Source organism: Rhizobium sp. YTUHZ045 (assembly GCF_051124255.1).
In the GTDB taxonomy this organism is placed as follows: Bacteria; Pseudomonadota; Alphaproteobacteria; order Rhizobiales; family Rhizobiaceae; genus Rhizobium.
The window spans coordinates 2,570,221-2,585,361 of the sequence record NZ_CP101432.1 but is presented as its reverse complement, the minus strand read 5'-3'; the positions used below and the strand labels follow the sequence as shown (position 1 = coordinate 2,585,361).

The 15,141-nt window shown below is 62.7% G+C and carries 15 protein-coding genes and 1 pseudogene; 8 read left to right on the top strand and 8 right to left on the bottom strand.

What is annotated here, in order from left to right:
- Nucleotides 1-32 precede the first annotated feature (32 nt).
- Nucleotides 33-947 (top strand): dihydrodipicolinate synthase family protein, encoded by a 915-nt coding sequence (locus tag NMA58_RS13110; RefSeq protein ID WP_434710457.1) that lies wholly within the window; start codon nt 33-35, stop codon nt 945-947.
- Here NMA58_RS13110 and NMA58_RS13105 read toward each other — a convergent pair.
- Nucleotides 932-2,956 carry an ATP-binding protein gene (locus NMA58_RS13105; protein WP_430958358.1) on the bottom strand — a complete coding sequence of 675 codons (2,025 nt, stop codon included), beginning with the start codon at nt 2,954-2,956 and terminating at the stop codon, nt 932-934. The genes NMA58_RS13110 and NMA58_RS13105 overlap by 16 nt on opposite strands.
- Before the next feature lie 323 nt (nt 2,957-3,279).
- On the opposite strand from NMA58_RS13105, the gene NMA58_RS13100 reads away from it, so the two are divergent.
- Both NMA58_RS13100 and ilvN read left to right on the top strand, forming a co-directional pair.
- Entirely contained in the window at nt 3,280-5,070 is a 1,791-nt protein-coding gene (locus NMA58_RS13100) for an acetolactate synthase 3 large subunit (RefSeq protein WP_097597997.1), read from the top strand.
- Nucleotides 5,071-5,093: 23 nt separating this feature from the next.
- The gene (gene ilvN, locus NMA58_RS13095; RefSeq protein ID WP_011426035.1) at nt 5,094-5,666 is read left to right on the top strand and encodes an acetolactate synthase small subunit; all 573 of its coding nucleotides are present in this window, start codon (nt 5,094-5,096) and stop codon (nt 5,664-5,666) included.
- A 125-nt stretch (nt 5,667-5,791) separates the two neighbouring features.
- On the opposite strand, the gene NMA58_RS13090 is transcribed toward ilvN, so the two are convergent.
- Entirely contained in the window at nt 5,792-6,640 is an 849-nt protein-coding gene (locus NMA58_RS13090; protein WP_434710454.1) for an aldo/keto reductase, read from the bottom strand.
- A 151-nt stretch (nt 6,641-6,791) separates the two neighbouring features.
- Between NMA58_RS13090 and NMA58_RS13085 the strand changes: the two genes are divergently transcribed.
- A complete protein-coding gene (locus NMA58_RS13085; RefSeq protein WP_434710452.1) occupies nt 6,792-7,385 on the top strand; it encodes a LysE family translocator in 594 nt (197 codons plus the stop codon).
- On the opposite strand, the gene NMA58_RS13080 is transcribed toward NMA58_RS13085, so the two are convergent.
- Nucleotides 7,377-7,853, bottom strand: a complete 477-nt coding sequence (locus NMA58_RS13080; RefSeq protein ID WP_434713418.1) for a DUF2269 family protein — start codon at nt 7,851-7,853, stop codon at nt 7,377-7,379. The two genes, NMA58_RS13085 and NMA58_RS13080, sit on opposite strands and share 9 nt — an antisense overlap.
- Before the next feature lie 13 nt (nt 7,854-7,866).
- A pseudogene (locus NMA58_RS13075) lies at nt 7,867-9,123 on the bottom strand (SDR family oxidoreductase); the annotation flags it as partial.
- A gap of 339 nt (nt 9,124-9,462) precedes the next feature.
- Here NMA58_RS13075 and nthA point away from each other — a divergent pair.
- From nthA to NMA58_RS13060, 3 genes are read left to right on the top strand one after another with little or no spacing between them, the layout of a single operon-like run.
- On the top strand, nt 9,463-10,143 hold the full coding sequence (gene nthA, locus NMA58_RS13070; RefSeq protein WP_434710450.1) for a nitrile hydratase subunit alpha: 681 nt from the start codon (nt 9,463-9,465) through the stop codon (nt 10,141-10,143).
- Nucleotides 10,140-10,799, top strand: coding sequence for a nitrile hydratase subunit beta (gene nthB / locus NMA58_RS13065; RefSeq protein WP_434710448.1), 660 nt, complete (start codon nt 10,140-10,142; stop codon nt 10,797-10,799). Before nthA ends, nthB begins: the two co-directional genes overlap by 4 nt.
- The gene (locus NMA58_RS13060) at nt 10,786-11,157 is read left to right on the top strand and encodes a nitrile hydratase accessory protein (RefSeq protein ID WP_434710446.1); all 372 of its coding nucleotides are present in this window, start codon (nt 10,786-10,788) and stop codon (nt 11,155-11,157) included. The genes nthB and NMA58_RS13060 overlap by 14 nt, the downstream gene beginning before the upstream one ends.
- A 3-nt stretch (nt 11,158-11,160) precedes the next feature.
- Here NMA58_RS13060 and NMA58_RS13055 read toward each other — a convergent pair whose 3' ends face one another.
- The 3 genes from NMA58_RS13055 to NMA58_RS13045 are packed head-to-tail and all read right to left on the bottom strand — an operon-like array spanning nt 11,161 to nt 12,867.
- Nucleotides 11,161-11,943: an anti-sigma factor family protein gene (locus NMA58_RS13055; RefSeq protein ID WP_434710444.1), complete on the bottom strand. Its 783-nt coding sequence runs from the start codon at nt 11,941-11,943 to the stop codon at nt 11,161-11,163.
- Nucleotides 11,940-12,455, bottom strand: a complete 516-nt coding sequence (locus NMA58_RS13050; RefSeq protein WP_434710442.1) for an RNA polymerase sigma factor — start codon at nt 12,453-12,455, stop codon at nt 11,940-11,942. The genes NMA58_RS13055 and NMA58_RS13050 overlap by 4 nt, the downstream gene beginning before the upstream one ends.
- 31 nt (nt 12,456-12,486) lie before the next feature.
- Nucleotides 12,487-12,867 carry a COG4315 family predicted lipoprotein gene (locus NMA58_RS13045; protein ID WP_434710440.1) on the bottom strand — a complete coding sequence of 127 codons (381 nt, stop codon included), beginning with the start codon at nt 12,865-12,867 and terminating at the stop codon, nt 12,487-12,489.
- Between the two features lie 272 nt (nt 12,868-13,139).
- Between NMA58_RS13045 and NMA58_RS13040 the strand changes: the two genes are divergently transcribed.
- The gene (locus NMA58_RS13040; protein WP_430958368.1) at nt 13,140-13,628 is read left to right on the top strand and encodes an RrF2 family transcriptional regulator; all 489 of its coding nucleotides are present in this window, start codon (nt 13,140-13,142) and stop codon (nt 13,626-13,628) included.
- Here NMA58_RS13040 and NMA58_RS13035 read toward each other — a convergent pair whose 3' ends face one another.
- Complete coding sequence (locus NMA58_RS13035) at nt 13,629-15,110, bottom strand: cyclic nucleotide-binding domain-containing protein (protein WP_434710438.1); 1,482 nt, start codon at nt 15,108-15,110, stop codon at nt 13,629-13,631. It abuts the gene before it with no gap.
- Between the last annotated feature and the right edge of the window lie 31 nt (nt 15,111-15,141).

Genomic DNA, 15,141 nt, shown 5'->3' with positions numbered 1-15,141 from the left:
GTTGCCAATCAACTGCCTTTCAGGATCGCATCATGCCTGCCATTTCTACGTTCCATGGCCTCTCGGCCTTTCCGCCGACGCCTGCCGATCCCGATGGCCGGGTCGACGTTGAGGGGCTCTGCCGCTTGCTGGCCCCCCTGTGCGAGTCAGGTGTGGCCTCCATCGGCCTTCTCGGCAGCACCGGGATTTACGCCTATCTCACGCGCGAGGAGCGGCTGCGGGCCGTCAAAGCGGCGGTCGAATGCGTCAACGGCCGTGTTCCACTCCTCGTCGGGGCAGGCGCCCTGAGGACGGATCATGCCGTGGATCTCGCCAGGGACGCCGAGGCTGCCGGCGCGGATGCGCTTCTGCTTGCGCCTGTTTCCTACACGCCGCTGACCCAGGAAGAGGCCTACCAGCACTTCCTCGCTGTGGCCAAGGCAACCAGACTGCCGCTCTGCATCTACAACAATCCCGGCACGACGCACTTCATCTTCAGCCGCGAGCTTCTGCAGCGCCTCTCCGATATCGAGACGATCAAGGCGGTGAAAATGCCGCTGCCGGCAGACGGCGATTTGCTTGGGGAGCTTGCGACGTTACGGGAAAAGACCGATCTCGCGATCGGCTACAGCGGCGATTGGGGTGCGGCGGAGGCACTGCTTGCAGGCGCAGACGCTTGGTACAGCGTTATCGGCGGGCTTCTTCCCCGCGTAGCGCTCGCTCTGACCAAGGCCGCGATCGCCGGCAACGGCGGAGAGGCGCGCCGGCTCGATGATCTTCTGCAGCCGCTCTGGGACGTGTTCAAGGCGTATGGAAGCATTCGCGTGGTCTATATGCTGGCCGAGCATCTCCTTGGCGTTCGGTCGGAACTTCCCCGGCCGCTGCTGCCGCTTGGGCCGGCGGATCGCCAGCGTGTGCTCGATGCTGCCCGGCTGTTGATCGCGCTGGAGCATCAATCCTTGTTGTAAAGGCTGCTCAGCGGCTTTTTTAGGATGCTTTCACGCAGAGACGGGCCGGGTTCCCGGCGGGTGATCTGCGGCTGGTCGGTCGGCGGCGCTGGCCGAGGAAACACCGGCTCCTCGCGACGCAGTTCGCGGCGCAGCGCGTCCAGCCGCGGATCGATCGGGGCCGGTTCGGCCGGGTCCAGCCGCGGCGCCTGCGGCAGCAATTCGCGCCGGTAGGATTGGAGTGGCGCCGAAGCCGGTGCCGACGGGGTAACGGGTTTGGCATCGAAAGCGTCGTCGGTTTCCTGCGCCTCGTCGAAATCTGGCATGGATGCCGCAACGCTCTGCTGAAAATTCGAAATGTCAGGCCCGACGGTCACCGCCCGCATGCGGGTGACGATCTTGCGCAAATCGACCGTATCGGGATCTTCCTCGCTATGCTTGCTGTTGGCGCTGGCGGCCTTCGGCAGGAGGTTCTCTTCAACACGGGAGAAGCGCATCCGCATCGGCACGCTAATCGCCTCGCCGAAGGCGATCGCCTCACCGTTGCCGATCGAGGAGATGAAGCTCGTCGTCGAGATCGATGAATTCGGGATGGCTGAACGAATGATTTCCTGGTCACGGTCATTGGCAAGGCGCATGGCAAAGAGCGTCGAGCACTGTGACAGGATCGTCTGGTCGAGCTCGCCGGGCCGCTGAGTGATGATGCCCAGCGAGACACCGTATTTACGGCCCTCCTTGGCGATGCGGGCGATCGCCTGGCGCGTAGGGATGAAGCCGAGGTTCGGATCGGACGGGATGTAGCGGTGGGCTTCCTCGCAGACGACGAGCATGTGGATGGCGCCGTCACTCCACAACGCCACTTCGAAAGCCATGCGGCAAAGCACGGAGGCGACCGAATTAACGACTTCGGAGGGAATGCCGGCAAGCTGGAAAGTGCAGATTGGTCTGTTATCTCCGGGGATGCGGAAGATCTGCGCGATGGTATCGGTGATCGTGTCGCTGATCGTGTTGTTGGAGAACATGAAGTGATAGCGCGGATCGTTGATCGCGGCGATGAGGCGCATCTTGAGCGACCGCAGGGAGGGCTTTTCCGCCCGGCCTTCCAGGCGGCCGATGCGCTCGTCGATCAGCGCCAGCAGATCGGCCATGCGGTAGGGAACCGGCGTATCGGCGGTGATCGAGCTCTTTTCCGTCGTGCGGCGCACCAGCGAGTTGTCGCTGCCGCGGAAGGCGCGTTTGGCCTCCGGCATGATGTCGCGCAGCATGTCGAGCTCTTCGGGTACGGGCGGGCGGCCGCGAAAGACGACTTCGGCAAATTCCTCCAGCCGCATCAGCCAGAAGGGCAGGTCGAGCGTATCCGTATCGATGGTGACGGCGTGCTTGGGAAAGGCGGCGGCGAATTCATTGTGCGGATCGAGGATCAGCACGCGCAGCTTCGGATCGGCCGCGATCGCCTTGTGCAAAAGTAGCGATACGGCGGTCGACTTGCCGACGCCGGTCGAGCCGACGACGGCGAAATGCTTGGAGAGCATTGACGGGATGTGGATCGCCGCATCGATGCTTTCATCCTGCGTCAGCTTGCCGATGACGGCGGTCGTCCCCGTTCCGGCATCGTAGATGCGCATCAGGTCGGCGGCGCGGATGCGATGGGCGATGGCGCCGAGATAGGGATAACGTGAGATGCCGGTCGAAAATTCCTCGCGCCCGTCCTCATCGACTCGGACTTCGCCGAGAAGCTCGGTCTCGATCCTGAACTTATTGTCCTCGCCTTCGCCCCAGGCATGACTGCCGGTGTTCATTTGATAGACCAGGGCGACGACACGGTTGCGGCCGACGCTGATCGAAATCAGCCGGCCGACGGACCAGAGTTCTGTAAGATCGGTGCCGCCCTCAACGGCGACAGCGGCAATCGTGGCCCTGGAGCCGCTGCATGCAACGACGCGGCCGAGAAAGCGATTTCCCGGCGTATGGCCGTCGCGTCGATCGTGCTCGCCTGCCTTGCCAGACATGCGCAAGTCGTTGTTGAGCAAAGGCTACTCCCTGCGGTAGCGTTAAAGGATAAAGTCGATCCTTTAACAAATCCTTCATCCTATCGATTTTGGGAGGCGGGGGCCCAGGGCAGTTTTTTGTTGCGGCATGCGTTGACGCTGCGAAATTTTCTGTCTATCACTGCCGGCCATGAAAATCGCAACGGCTCTTATCGTGGTGGGAAGGCGCATGGGCAGGATGGTGTAACCATCCGGCGACAGCCACCCATGCGCTAGATGACAGGCTCCTCCGGGGCCTTTTTTTGTGCCCGAAATCGGGCTCCCGGCCACAATCGCAAATCCAGCATCAAACGGAACAGACACAGATGAGCACGGACAATCAGGCGGCAGGCAATCGGATGACGGGAGCGGAGATCGTTCTCAAGGCGCTGAAGGATAACGGCGTCGAACATATCTTCGGCTATCCCGGCGGCGCGGTTCTGCCGATCTATGACGAGATCTTCCAGCAGGACGAGATCAAGCACATTCTCGTTCGCCACGAGCAGGGGGCCGGCCATGCGGCCGAAGGCTACGCCCGCTCCACAGGCAAGGTCGGCGTCATGCTGGTGACCTCTGGTCCTGGCGCCACCAATGCGGTCACGCCGCTGCAGGATGCGCTGATGGATTCGATCCCGCTCGTCTGCCTGACCGGCCAGGTTCCGACCCCACTGATCGGCTCCGACGCCTTCCAGGAATGCGACACGGTCGGCATCACCCGGCCCTGCACCAAGCACAACTGGCTGGTCAAGGATGTCAACCAACTCGCCGCCATCATTCATGAGGCCTTCCGCATCGCCCAGTCCGGCCGTCCAGGCCCCGTCGTCGTCGACATTCCGAAGGACGTGCAGTTTGCGACCGGCACCTACACGCCGCCCGCCGATTACGCGATCCAGAAGAGCTACCAGCCGAAGATCCAGGGCGACCTCAACCAGATCCATGCGGCGATCGAGATGATGGCGAATGCGCGCCGTCCGATCATCTATTCGGGCGGCGGCGTCGTCAATTCCGGTCCCGAGGCCTCCAAGCTGCTGCGCGAGCTGGTCGAACTCACCGATTTCCCGATCACTTCGACGCTGATGGGCCTCGGCGCCTATCCGGCTTCGGGCAAGAACTGGCTGAAGATGCTCGGCATGCACGGCTCCTACGAAGCAAACATGGCGATGCATGATTGCGATGTCATGGTCTGCATCGGCGCCCGCTTCGACGACCGCATCACCGGCCGTCTCAACGCCTTCTCGCCTAATTCGAAGAAGATCCATATCGATATCGATCCGTCCTCGATCAACAAGAACGTCCGCGTCGACATCGGCATCCGCGGAGATGTCGGCCATGTCCTCGAAGACATGGTCCGCCTGTGGCGGGCGCTGCCGAAGAGGCCGGAGAAGGGCCGCCTCGAGGATTGGTGGAGCGATATCGCCCGCTGGCGGGCGCGCAATTCCTTTGCTTATACCAAGAGCAATGATGTGATCATGCCGCAATATGCGCTGGAGCGGCTCTATGCGCATACCAAGGACCGCGACACCTACATCACGACCGAAGTCGGCCAGCACCAGATGTGGGCGGCGCAGTTCTTCGGCTTCGAACAGCCGAACCGCTGGATGACCTCAGGAGGCCTCGGCACGATGGGCTACGGCCTGCCGGCGGCCCTCGGCGTGCAGATCGCCCATCCCGAAAGCCTCGTCATCGATATCGCCGGCGATGCCTCGATCCAGATGTGCATTCAGGAAATGTCGACGGCGATCCAGTACGACGCGCCGATCAAGATCTTCATCATGAACAACCAGTATATGGGCATGGTGCGACAGTGGCAGCAACTGCTGCACGGCAACCGCCTGTCGCACTCCTATACGGAAGCGATGCCCGATTTCGTCAAGCTTGCGGAAGCCTATGGTGCGGTCGGACTGCGCTGCGAAAAGCCGGACGAGCTCGACGACGCCATTATCGAGATGATCGAAGTCAAGAAGCCGGTCATCTTCGATTGCCGCGTCGCCAATCTCGCCAACTGCTTCCCGATGATCCCCTCCGGCAAGGCGCATAATGAAATGCTGCTGCCCGACGAAGCCACCGACGAAGCCGTCGCCAACGCGATCGACGCCAAGGGCCGTCAGCTCGTATAACGATAAGGTAGGAACCCAGGACCATGAACGCACATCTTCAGCCCACGGGCTCTGCCTATTTCATCTCTCCGGAAACGACCGCAGTCGAGAGCCATACACTTTCGGTTCTCGTCGACAACGAGCCCGGCGTCCTTGCCCGCGTCATCGGCCTGTTCTCCGGCCGTGGCTACAATATCGAGAGCTTAACGGTCTCCGAGACCGAGCACCAGGCGCATCTGTCCCGCATCACCATCGTAACGCGCGGCACGCCTCATGTGCTGGAGCAGATCAAGGCGCAGCTCGAACGCATCGTCCCTGTTCACCGCGTCGTCGATCTGACGGTGCGGGCCCGCGAACTCGGCCAGGACCGGCCGATCGAGCGGGAAGTTGCGTTGGTCAAGGTGATCGGCGAGGGCGAAACACGCGCCGAGACGCTACGGCTTGCTGATGCCTTCCACGCCAAGGTGGTGGACGCGACGATCGATCACTTCATTCTGGAGATAACGGGCAAATCCTCCAAGATCGACCAGTTCATCGCGATCATGAAGCCGCTCGGCCTGATCGAAGTCTGCCGTACCGGCATTGCTGCCATGAACCGTGGCGCGCAGGGGATGTGAGCCTGCTACCGCTGTTAGTCCGTGCCGATTAGCTGCCCCTCACCCTACTTCTCCCGTAAACGCGGCGAGGGGACGTGCGAAACGCAACGTCGAGGTGGATGAAGCCGACTGGCAGCCGCTGTAGATCACAGCATCTCCAGCGGCTTTTTCCCGGCTGGCGGCGGGAAGGCAGCGTCGAGCGCTTCCCAATCGTCGTCGGTGATATCGAGCGAGACACAGTCGCGGTTTTCGCGAACACGTTCGGCATTCGAGGTCTTCGGGATGGCGATGACGCCGTCGCGTTTCAGCAGGAAGGCGAGCGCCAGTTGGGCGGGTGTCGCCTGGTAGGCCTTGGCGATGTGGATCAGTTCCGGATGATGGAGGATATGGCCCTGCTCGATCGGCGAATAGGCCATGACGGGAATGCCGCGGCTTTGGCACCAGGGCAGGAGGTCGAATTCAATGCCACGGCGAGAGAGATTGTAGAGCACCTGGTTGGCGGCGACATTGACGCCATCCGGCACGCCAAGCAGTTCCTCCATGTCATCAGTGTCGAAGTTGGAGACGCCCCAGGCGCCGATCTTGCCCGACGCCTTTAACATTTCGAAGGCGGCGACGGTCTCGGCGAGTGGATAGTTGCCGCGCCAATGCAGGAGATAGAGATCGATGCGGTCCGTGCCGAGGCGTTCGAGGCTGTGTTCGCAAGCCTCGATCGTGCCTTTCAGGCTGGCATTCCAAGGATAGACCTTGCTGACGATGAAGACCTCGTCGCGCAGTCCCCTGACCGCCTGGCCGACGATTTCCTCGGCGCCACCGTCGCCATACATTTCGGCGGTATCGATCAGCGTCATGCCGAGATCGATACCGGCTCTGAGGCTTTCGATCTCGGCCTTGGCATGGCCGGCATCCTCGCCCATGGCCCAGGTTCCCTGGCCGAGCACCGGCACTTCCGCGCCGTTCGGGATTGTGATCGATGGGATAGGGTCGTCCTGCATGGTCTTGATCCTGGTCAGGAGATTGGGCTGCGCCGCTATCTTTCAAGTAATCCTGTCACCATGACAATGATGTATTGGTGTCGGCGATTTAGGACGGTTACGCTGACCTAAATAGAGCGGGCTGCTGGAAAAGCCGGCTTCAGGAGGTTTCATGCCGCTGGATACGTTTCTCGCTCTCGTTCTCTTCGCCTTTACGACGTCGATCACGCCGGGGCCGAACAATATGATGCTTTTCGCTTCGGGCGTGAATTTCGGCTTCCGCAGGACTGTCCCGCATATGTTCGGCATCGGCGCCGGCTTCTTCTCGCTACTCATTGCCGTTGGTCTCGGGCTCGGCGCGCTGCTGCACACGATGCCCATGCTCTATACCGTGCTGAAATTCGCCGGCGGCGCCTATCTCTTCTGGATCGCCTGGAAAATCGCTTCGTCGCGTTCGCTCAGCGAAGGCAAGAGCGGTGCGGCACCGATGTCCTTTGTCTCGGCGGCGGCTTTCCAGTGGATTAATCCGAAAGCCTGGGTGATGGCGGTCACCGCAATGGCGACCTATACGAATCCGGAGCTTTATCTCGTCAGCGTGTTGACCGTCGGTCTGGCTTTCGCGGTGGTGAACGTGCCGAGCGTCTCGAGCTGGGCAGGCTTCGGCTCGGCGCTCAGGGAATGGCTTTCCGATCCGGTGCGGCTGAAGTGGTTCAATATCACCATGGCCGTGCTTCTGGTGGCGAGCCTCTGGCCGATGCTAAAATAGAGCGATCGACGGTTTCGTCAGCATCAGCCAGAAAATGCCGAGGACGGCCGAGAAAGCCGGAAAGCCGAAAACGAACCAGATGCGGTAGAGGCTGTAATAGTGGGGCGGCAGGGCGCTTCCCGAGCTTGCCGCGGCGCGGGCGAGGTCGCGCAGTCGGATCTGCATCCAGACGACCGGCAGCCAGAACAGACCGGTGACGACATAAAGCAGCAGTGACAGCGCAATCCAGCCCTCCGACAGGTCCCAACCGATCGACCGCGCCAGGAGATAGCCACTCAGCGGTTGGAGAAGAGCGGCGGTCGCCGTGAAGACGGTGTCGGCAATGACGACGGTCGCGGCGACATGGGCGATCAGCGCGGGCTCGCGTGTGCGGTGCGCCATCACCATGAAAAAGGCGATGCCGGCGCCGGTGCCGAAGAGCACGGTTGCGCCGATCACATGGGCAAGCAGCAGCCATTGCTCGAGCATCAGCGTTCATCCAGGTGGCAAGCGCCGTGAGCGTCAGCAGGATCGATGGCAGCACCTTGACGAGGGGGCCGAGCGGATCGAGCCAGAAGGCGGGTTCGAGAAGTGTGCCGCCGGTGAGATAGGCCAATGAGACGGCCAGCATGCCGAGGAGGGCGCGTTTGGCGAGCGGGCGGATAAGGACGGCGGCGCCGAGCGCGATGTCGATCAGGCAGGTGAGAAGCGTCAGCGCCGTTGCGGCCGCGTCCGGCACGAAGGGCAGGAAGTGGGCGGAGGCCTTCTGCACCGCCAGCAGCGGGATCAGGCCTGAGAGCAGCCAGAAGGCCGACAGGCCTGATATGACGATCGGTTTCAACAGATAGAGCCGGGCGAACCAGAGATCCTGCACACCGGAGGGATTGGCTGAAAGCGTTGCCGCGGCTGATGTCGCGGCAAGGCCGCTCTCCGCCTTCGCGCTTTTAATGCCTTCCGACATGACGGTCATTGCCGTCGAGCGCAGCGGCGACCGCCAGCCGAGCAGGCCCGCGACATCGGCGAGCCAGGTCACGGGTCGTGCAAGCCAAGGCGCAAGGGAAAAGACGCGGACCGGCGGCAGGCCCAGCCATTGCCGGTGGAGGTGGACGAGATCGGCAAGCGTCAGCACCTCGTTGGCGGCAAGAACGATATCCCCGCGCAGATCGCCTGAAACCGCCCGCGACGCGGCTTCCACCACGTCGTCCACCGACAGGGTTTCGACCCCGCTTTCGGCGTGGATGAGCGGCAGCGCCAAGGGGAAGGCGGCAAGCGCCCGGATGAGCGACGAGCCGCCATGGGCATTGCGGCCGAGAACGAGGGCAGGGCGCAGGATGAGGTGGGGCAGGCCGCTTGCCGCCAGCGCCTCATCGGCCCGCCGCTTGGTGGCGAGGAAAGGCAGATCGCCGGCCGCGCCCGCCGTCCTTGCCGATATCTGGATGATCAAAGGCTGAGAGCGTTTCGCAGCGGAATAGAGCGCCAGCATCGCATCTCCCTGTGTGGCTGCCAAATCATCCGACAGGCCGTCCTGCAGCGCGCCGGCGCAATTGACGACGGCATGCTGGTCCTTCAGGAGATCCTCCCAGTCCTCGGCCTTCGTCATGCGGGACAGATCGGCCCGCCGCCAGTTTATCGCAGGCTGCTTCAAACGCGCACGCTCAGGATTGCGGCCGAGCCCGGTCACGGCATGCCCATCGGCCGCGAGCCGGGCCGCGACGACGGAGCCTATGAAACCGGTTGCGCCGAGAATCAGGATGTTCATGGCTGGAGATTAGCGGAAAAGTTTGAGGGGGATAGGAGGGGTTGGCGGGTGCGTGGGGTGTGATAGAAAAGGGGATGTTTGCGCTGCTTTCCACGGGCGATACTTTGAGAAGGGCGGGGCCTTGCAACGATTCCCCTTCTCCCCAGCGGGGAGAAAATGCCGGCAGGCAGATGAGGGGGCGAGCGGCGAAGCCGCGGGTGCGCGAAGCGTAAGCGAAGCGCAATGACGGGTCGCCGTATGGCCCCCTCATCCGACCCTTCGGACCACCTTCTCCCCATGGGGTAGAAGGGGTGCCCGGGCCGCCGCCGAGAGAAGAAGCGGACACTACCTATCTGTCGTATGGGAGAACATCCATTGCACGACCATGATCACGACGACCATCACAACTACGACCATCACCACGACAACCGCTACTCCGACATGCAGGCGCGCGTCAAAGCGCTGGAGACGCTGCTGACGGAGAAGGGGTTGATCGATCCGGGGGCAATCGATGCGATCGTCGAGACTTATGAGAGGAAGGTGGGGCCGCGCAACGGTGCGCGTGTCGTCGCGAAAGCATGGAGCAATCCCGAATTCGCGGACTGGCTGAAACGCGATGCGACGGCGGCGATTGCGAGCCTTGGGTTTACCGGCCGGCAGGGCGAGCATATGCGCGCCGTCTTCAATACGCCCGACACCCATAACCTGATCGTCTGCACGCTCTGCTCCTGTTATCCCTGGTCGGTGCTCGGCCTGCCGCCGGTCTGGTACAAGGCTCCGGCCTATCGCTCGCGCGCCGTCATCGATCCGCGCGGCGTACTGGCCGAATTTGGGCTGGTGCTGCCTGCGCAGAAAAAGGTCCGCGTCTGGGATTCGACGGCGGAGCTGCGTTATCTCGTAATTCCCGAGCGGCCGGCGGGCACGGAAGGGTTGGATGAGACCTCATTGGCCGATCTCGTCAGCCGCGATGCGATGATCGGGACGGCGATCGCGGGCAGCTCGAAAATTTCAGCTGCCGGCAGTCCGGAGGCTCTGCCATGAACGGACCCCACGATCTCGGCGGGCAGATGGGTTTCGGGCCTATCGCCCCTGAAAAGGATGAGCCCTCTTTCCATGCCGACTGGGAGAAGCGGGCTCTCGGCATCACGCTTTCCTGCGGCGCTTTCGGCGCCTGGACGATCGATGAGAGCCGGCATGCCCGCGAAAATATTCCGCCGGCCGATTATCTTGCCGCCAGCTATTACGAGATCTGGATCCGCGGCGTCGAAACGCTGCTCGAACGGCACGGTTTTGCGACGCGCGAGGAGTTGCTGTCTGGGCGCAAGCTGCAGGAGGGCGCGACGCCGAAACGGGTGCTGAAGGCCGAGATGGTGCCGGCGGTTCTCGCGAAAGGCGGGCCATGCAATCGTCCTGTCGAGGCCGCGCCGATATTTGCGGTCGGCGAGACGGTGCGGACGAGGAATTTCAATCCGGCCACCCATACGCGCTTGCCGCGTTATGCCAGGGCCAAGACCGGCATCGTCGAAGCGGTGCAGGGTTCCTTCGTCTTTCCCGACGACAATGCGCATAGCAAGGGCGAGAACCCGCAATGGCTCTATACCGTCATCTTTGATGGCACGGAGCTCTGGGGTGAGGGTGCCGACCCGTCGCTGACGGTCTCGATCGATGCATGGGAGAGCTATCTTGAGCGTGTGTGAAATACCCTCTCAGCTCTCGCAATCGCCGGGTTTACCGAAGTCGCCGAAGGGTGATCCTGTTTTCCCTGAACCTTGGGCGGCTGAAGCCTTCGCCATAACCGTGCATCTGCATGAGAAGGGGCTGTTTTCCTGGAGCGAGTGGGCCGAAACCCTTTCGCGGGAATTGCATCAGCCAGGCCGAGCCGAGGACGGCAGCGATTATTTCGACTGCTGGGTGGCGGCGCTCTCGGACCTGCTGGTCAGTCGCGGCGTGGCGGATGCATCCCTACTCCTCGACCTGCAGAAGAGCTGGCAGCGGGCGGCCGAAGCGACGCCGCATGGCAAGCCGATCGAGCTTGCCAACGATCCGCTGCGCTAAACGTCATGACGGGAACTGCCGATAGCACTCCTCGGCCACCGCGCGCAGCGCTTCGCGCGAGATTTCGCCGGTGACGGCATAACCGAGTTCGCCGTCGATCCAGTAGAAGGTTTCGAGATTGCCCGATGAGGCGAAGCGGAAGCTCGTCGTGCGGTTTTCCCTGTTGCGGCCGACCATGACGGTCAGGCGCTCGCCGGCCTGGTTCTCGTACATGAACATCGCGCCCGGCCGGCCGTCGACCGGCAGCAGGCGGCCGCCGACCAGCTTGAAGCCGAGCGGCTGCAGGTTCGGGATCTTGAGGTTCTCGATCGCCAGGCGCTTGCCGAGCCAGGTGGCGAGATGGGCTTCCTCGTCGGCGAAGACCTCGACGGGATGACGGACCTCGGCGGCATAGACGGTAAAGGCGGTCTCGGCCTGTTTCGGGAAGGTTTCTGAGCCGGTAAGCTGCAGCTCCGGCTTTTCTAGAAGAGCCGGGCCATAATACCCGCTGACGGCGCCGAGCGCAAAGACGAGGAGGGCCGCGGCGGCGAGTGCCCAGCGCTTCCGCGTGGGCGCGACCGCGCGTGAGGGCGCAACGAGCAGAGGATCACTGTCCCTGGCCTTCTCGTACCCGGCAAAGAGGGAACGGATGTTTGCGTTCTGCGCCTGCCATTCGGCGATCATCGCCGCTTCGTCCGGGTTGTCCGCGAGGTAGGTCTCGATGCGGGCCCGCGAGCTTTGCGGCAACTGGCCGTCGGCATAGGCGTGGAGATCGGCTTCGGTGACGATCGGGTTGGTCTCGTTCATTTCGGTCTCCGAAGCGTAATGACGTTATCGGCCTTCAGATGCTCGGCGACGCGCCGGCGGGCGCGCGACAGGCGCGACATGACGGTGCCGATCGGGATATCGAGCGCGGCGGCGACCTCGCCGTAGCTATAGCCCTCGATGACGACGAGCATCAGCACGGCGCGGTGCTCCTCCGAAAGGCTGTTCAGCGCATCGTTGAGTCGGGCGCGCTCCAGCGGATCGGTCGGCGGTTCGGGCGCTGCCATATCGTCCGCGGCGTCGAGCTCGACCAGACCGTCGCGCGCTTTGCCGCGCCGGCCGTTGCGGTAAAGGTTCGTCATGATAGTCAGGACCCAGCCGCGCAGATTGAGGCCGCGCCATTGGCCGCGGCGCGTCAGGACCTTCTCGACACAGTCTTGCAGCAGGTCCTCGCCGTCGGCATCCGAGCGCGTCAGGCTGCGCGAATAGCGCCTGAGCGAGGGGAGGAGGGCCAGTATCTGGCCCTCGAAGGTTTCGGGTGCAGGTGTCTTCACGCTGACTCTCTTGCGATCAGAGCCTCTGCCATCAAGGTTTGGCGAGTTCCCAGTTGCCGCCGACGCCGTCGCCGGTGATGTCGCCGGCTTTCTTGTCCTTGACCCAGTAATAGAGCGGCATGCCGTCCTTCGCCCATTGCTTCTTACCATCCTTGCGGTCGATGATCGAATATGCACCATCGGCCTTGGCATCGGAAGCGGCCATCAGCGGCGGCCAGTTCTTGGCGCAATCGCCGTTGCAGTTGGAAACGCCCTTGGCGTCTTTCTTGAAGGTGTAGAGGGTCATGCCATTTTCGCCGGCAAGCACCTTGCCCTTGGCGGTTTCGACTTCCTTGACGGGAGGGGCTGCGAAAGCAGCTGTCGCGGCAAGCGCGGCTGCCGCCGCGACGGACAGGAATTTCACGGATGTCATGATGTCTCTCCTCAGGTTGGGCACGCAATGCTGCGATACCTGGGATGAGACACGGGGCGAGGCGGTTTTATTCCCGGCTGAGCGAAAGTTTTTCGCAGGCTCAGCATGAGGCTGGAGAGAGACCGCGGAGAGCACGATTCAAGCGAGGGATGCGATCTGCTCGGCGAAGGTGGACATCTTCGCTGTCGCTGCCGGTCATTTACATCATGCCGCTTTGCGGATATCCTGTATCCTTAATTTGGTTCGCAGAACCAGCCATTATGAGTTGCTGAATGATCCTGAAAAGCCAGGTCGAGTGGGCGCTGCATTGCTGCGCCATTCTCGCGGGCCTGCCCGAGGGCAGGTATCTCTCCACCAAGGCGCTCGCCGAGCTTCACGGTCTGCCGAAGGAATATCTCTCCAAGGCGCTGCAAAGCCTTTCGCAGGCCTCCCTGGTCGATACCACGCTCGGTCCGAGCGGGGGCTACAGGCTTGCGAGATCCCCATCCGAGATCAACTTCCTTGATATTGTCGAGGCGGTGGAGGGAAAGGCGCGCAGCTTCACCTGCACGAATATCCGCGAGAACAATCCGTGCCGGCCGGCAGGCTATTGCGACAGCGAGCCTTGCCCGGTTGCGCGCGTCATGTGGGAAGCCGACGAGGCTTGGCGAAATACGTTGAGAGCCGTCCGGCTCTCCGATCTTGTCGGCACCTTATCCGAGGAGGTGCCGGCGGACATCTGGCAAGACACGTTCCAATGGGTGCTCCAGCGCGCCGGCTGATCATGCCCTGAAGATGGTTCTGATGGTGTTCAGGATGGCATGCGCGTTGCGGACCTGTTCCGGAGGCAGGCCAGCGCTGTCGCGGAAGCGTTCGGCGCGGCCGGCGAGGGCTTCGGCGATTTCTTCGGCCAAACCGGGTCGTCGGGTGAGCAGCGGCGCGAAGGCTTCCTGGTCGATTTCATAGACCGTCGCCGGGGTCAAGGCCTCCAAGGTGCAGACTTCCTGCATGCCGGCGAGCAATCCTGTCTCGCCGAAAAAATCGCCCGGTGCGAAGCGCCCGCGCTCTTCGCCTTCGCGCCGCGCCACGATGATGCCGGCGCGCACCATCATCAGCGAGGGCAGCATTTCGCGCTCCCGCACGATCGCATCGCCCTTGCGGAACTGCCGGACAGTCGTGGTTTCAGCAAGTTTCTGCTTTTCATCAGATGTCAGTGTCGCAAAGACCGGAATGGCTTCGATCAGTGCAAGCGGCGTGACTGTCGGCGGCCTGGCGTTTTCTTCCGTCGGCAGATCGGCGGTCAGCACATGGGCGGCGGGCGGGACCGCCAGAAGGAGGCCGGCGGATTTGCAATGACGATAGACGAGATCTAGGACTTCATTTCGCGCCGTCACGCGCTGGCTTGGGCTCGTCACCCGAAACAGCAGCTCGACCTCGAGTGCGGTGGCATCCAGCCCTTTCAAAGCGACGACCGGCGCAGGCTCCCGCACGATCGAATTGCAGCTCGTGAGCGCGGCGATCATGATCTGCCGGATCGATGCCGGCATCCGGGTCGGGGCGATGCGGACGGTGAGGATCAGCAGATGGGTCTCGTCCGGCCGGCTGACATTGGTCAGGCCGAGTTTCGCCAGGAAGCTGTTGGGCAGGACGACGATATTGTTGGCGCCGGTCAGGATGTGCGTCGCGCGCCAGTTGCTTTCGACGACGCGTCCTTCCGTGCCGTCGCTCAAGAGGACCCAGTCGCCGATGACATAGGGCCGGCCGAGCGTCAGCGCGATGCCGGAAAAGACGTCGGCAAGCGTGTTCTGAAGCGCCAGGCCGAGAATGATGGCGACCACGCCTGATGTCGCGACGAGGGTGCCGATCGGCACGCCGAAGACGTAGGCGAGGATCGAGAGCGCGATGCCGATATAGACGATGCCGACGACGAGATCCTGGAGCAGGCGGGCCTCACGCGGGCTGCCCTCCAGCACCAGATAGAGCCTGATGAAGCCGATGACTGCCCATGCCAGATGGACCCACCAGAGCGATTTCGCCAGGATGACGGGTAGGGCTCGCGGGTCCTCGGATTGATACCCCGCGAAACGATGCGGTTCGATGCCGCTGCCGACGAGGATCAGCGTCATCACCGCAAAGAAGAGGATCTGCACCACCAGCCGCGTCGTCGACCGCTGACTGGAGAGGAAATACCAGACAATGATGCCGGCAAAGCCGACCACGATCAGGGATATCAGCGGCCTACCGAAGAGCGCGTCGTAGATCATCTCTGTCTGTCTCCGGAAGGGGCGGCGGCAC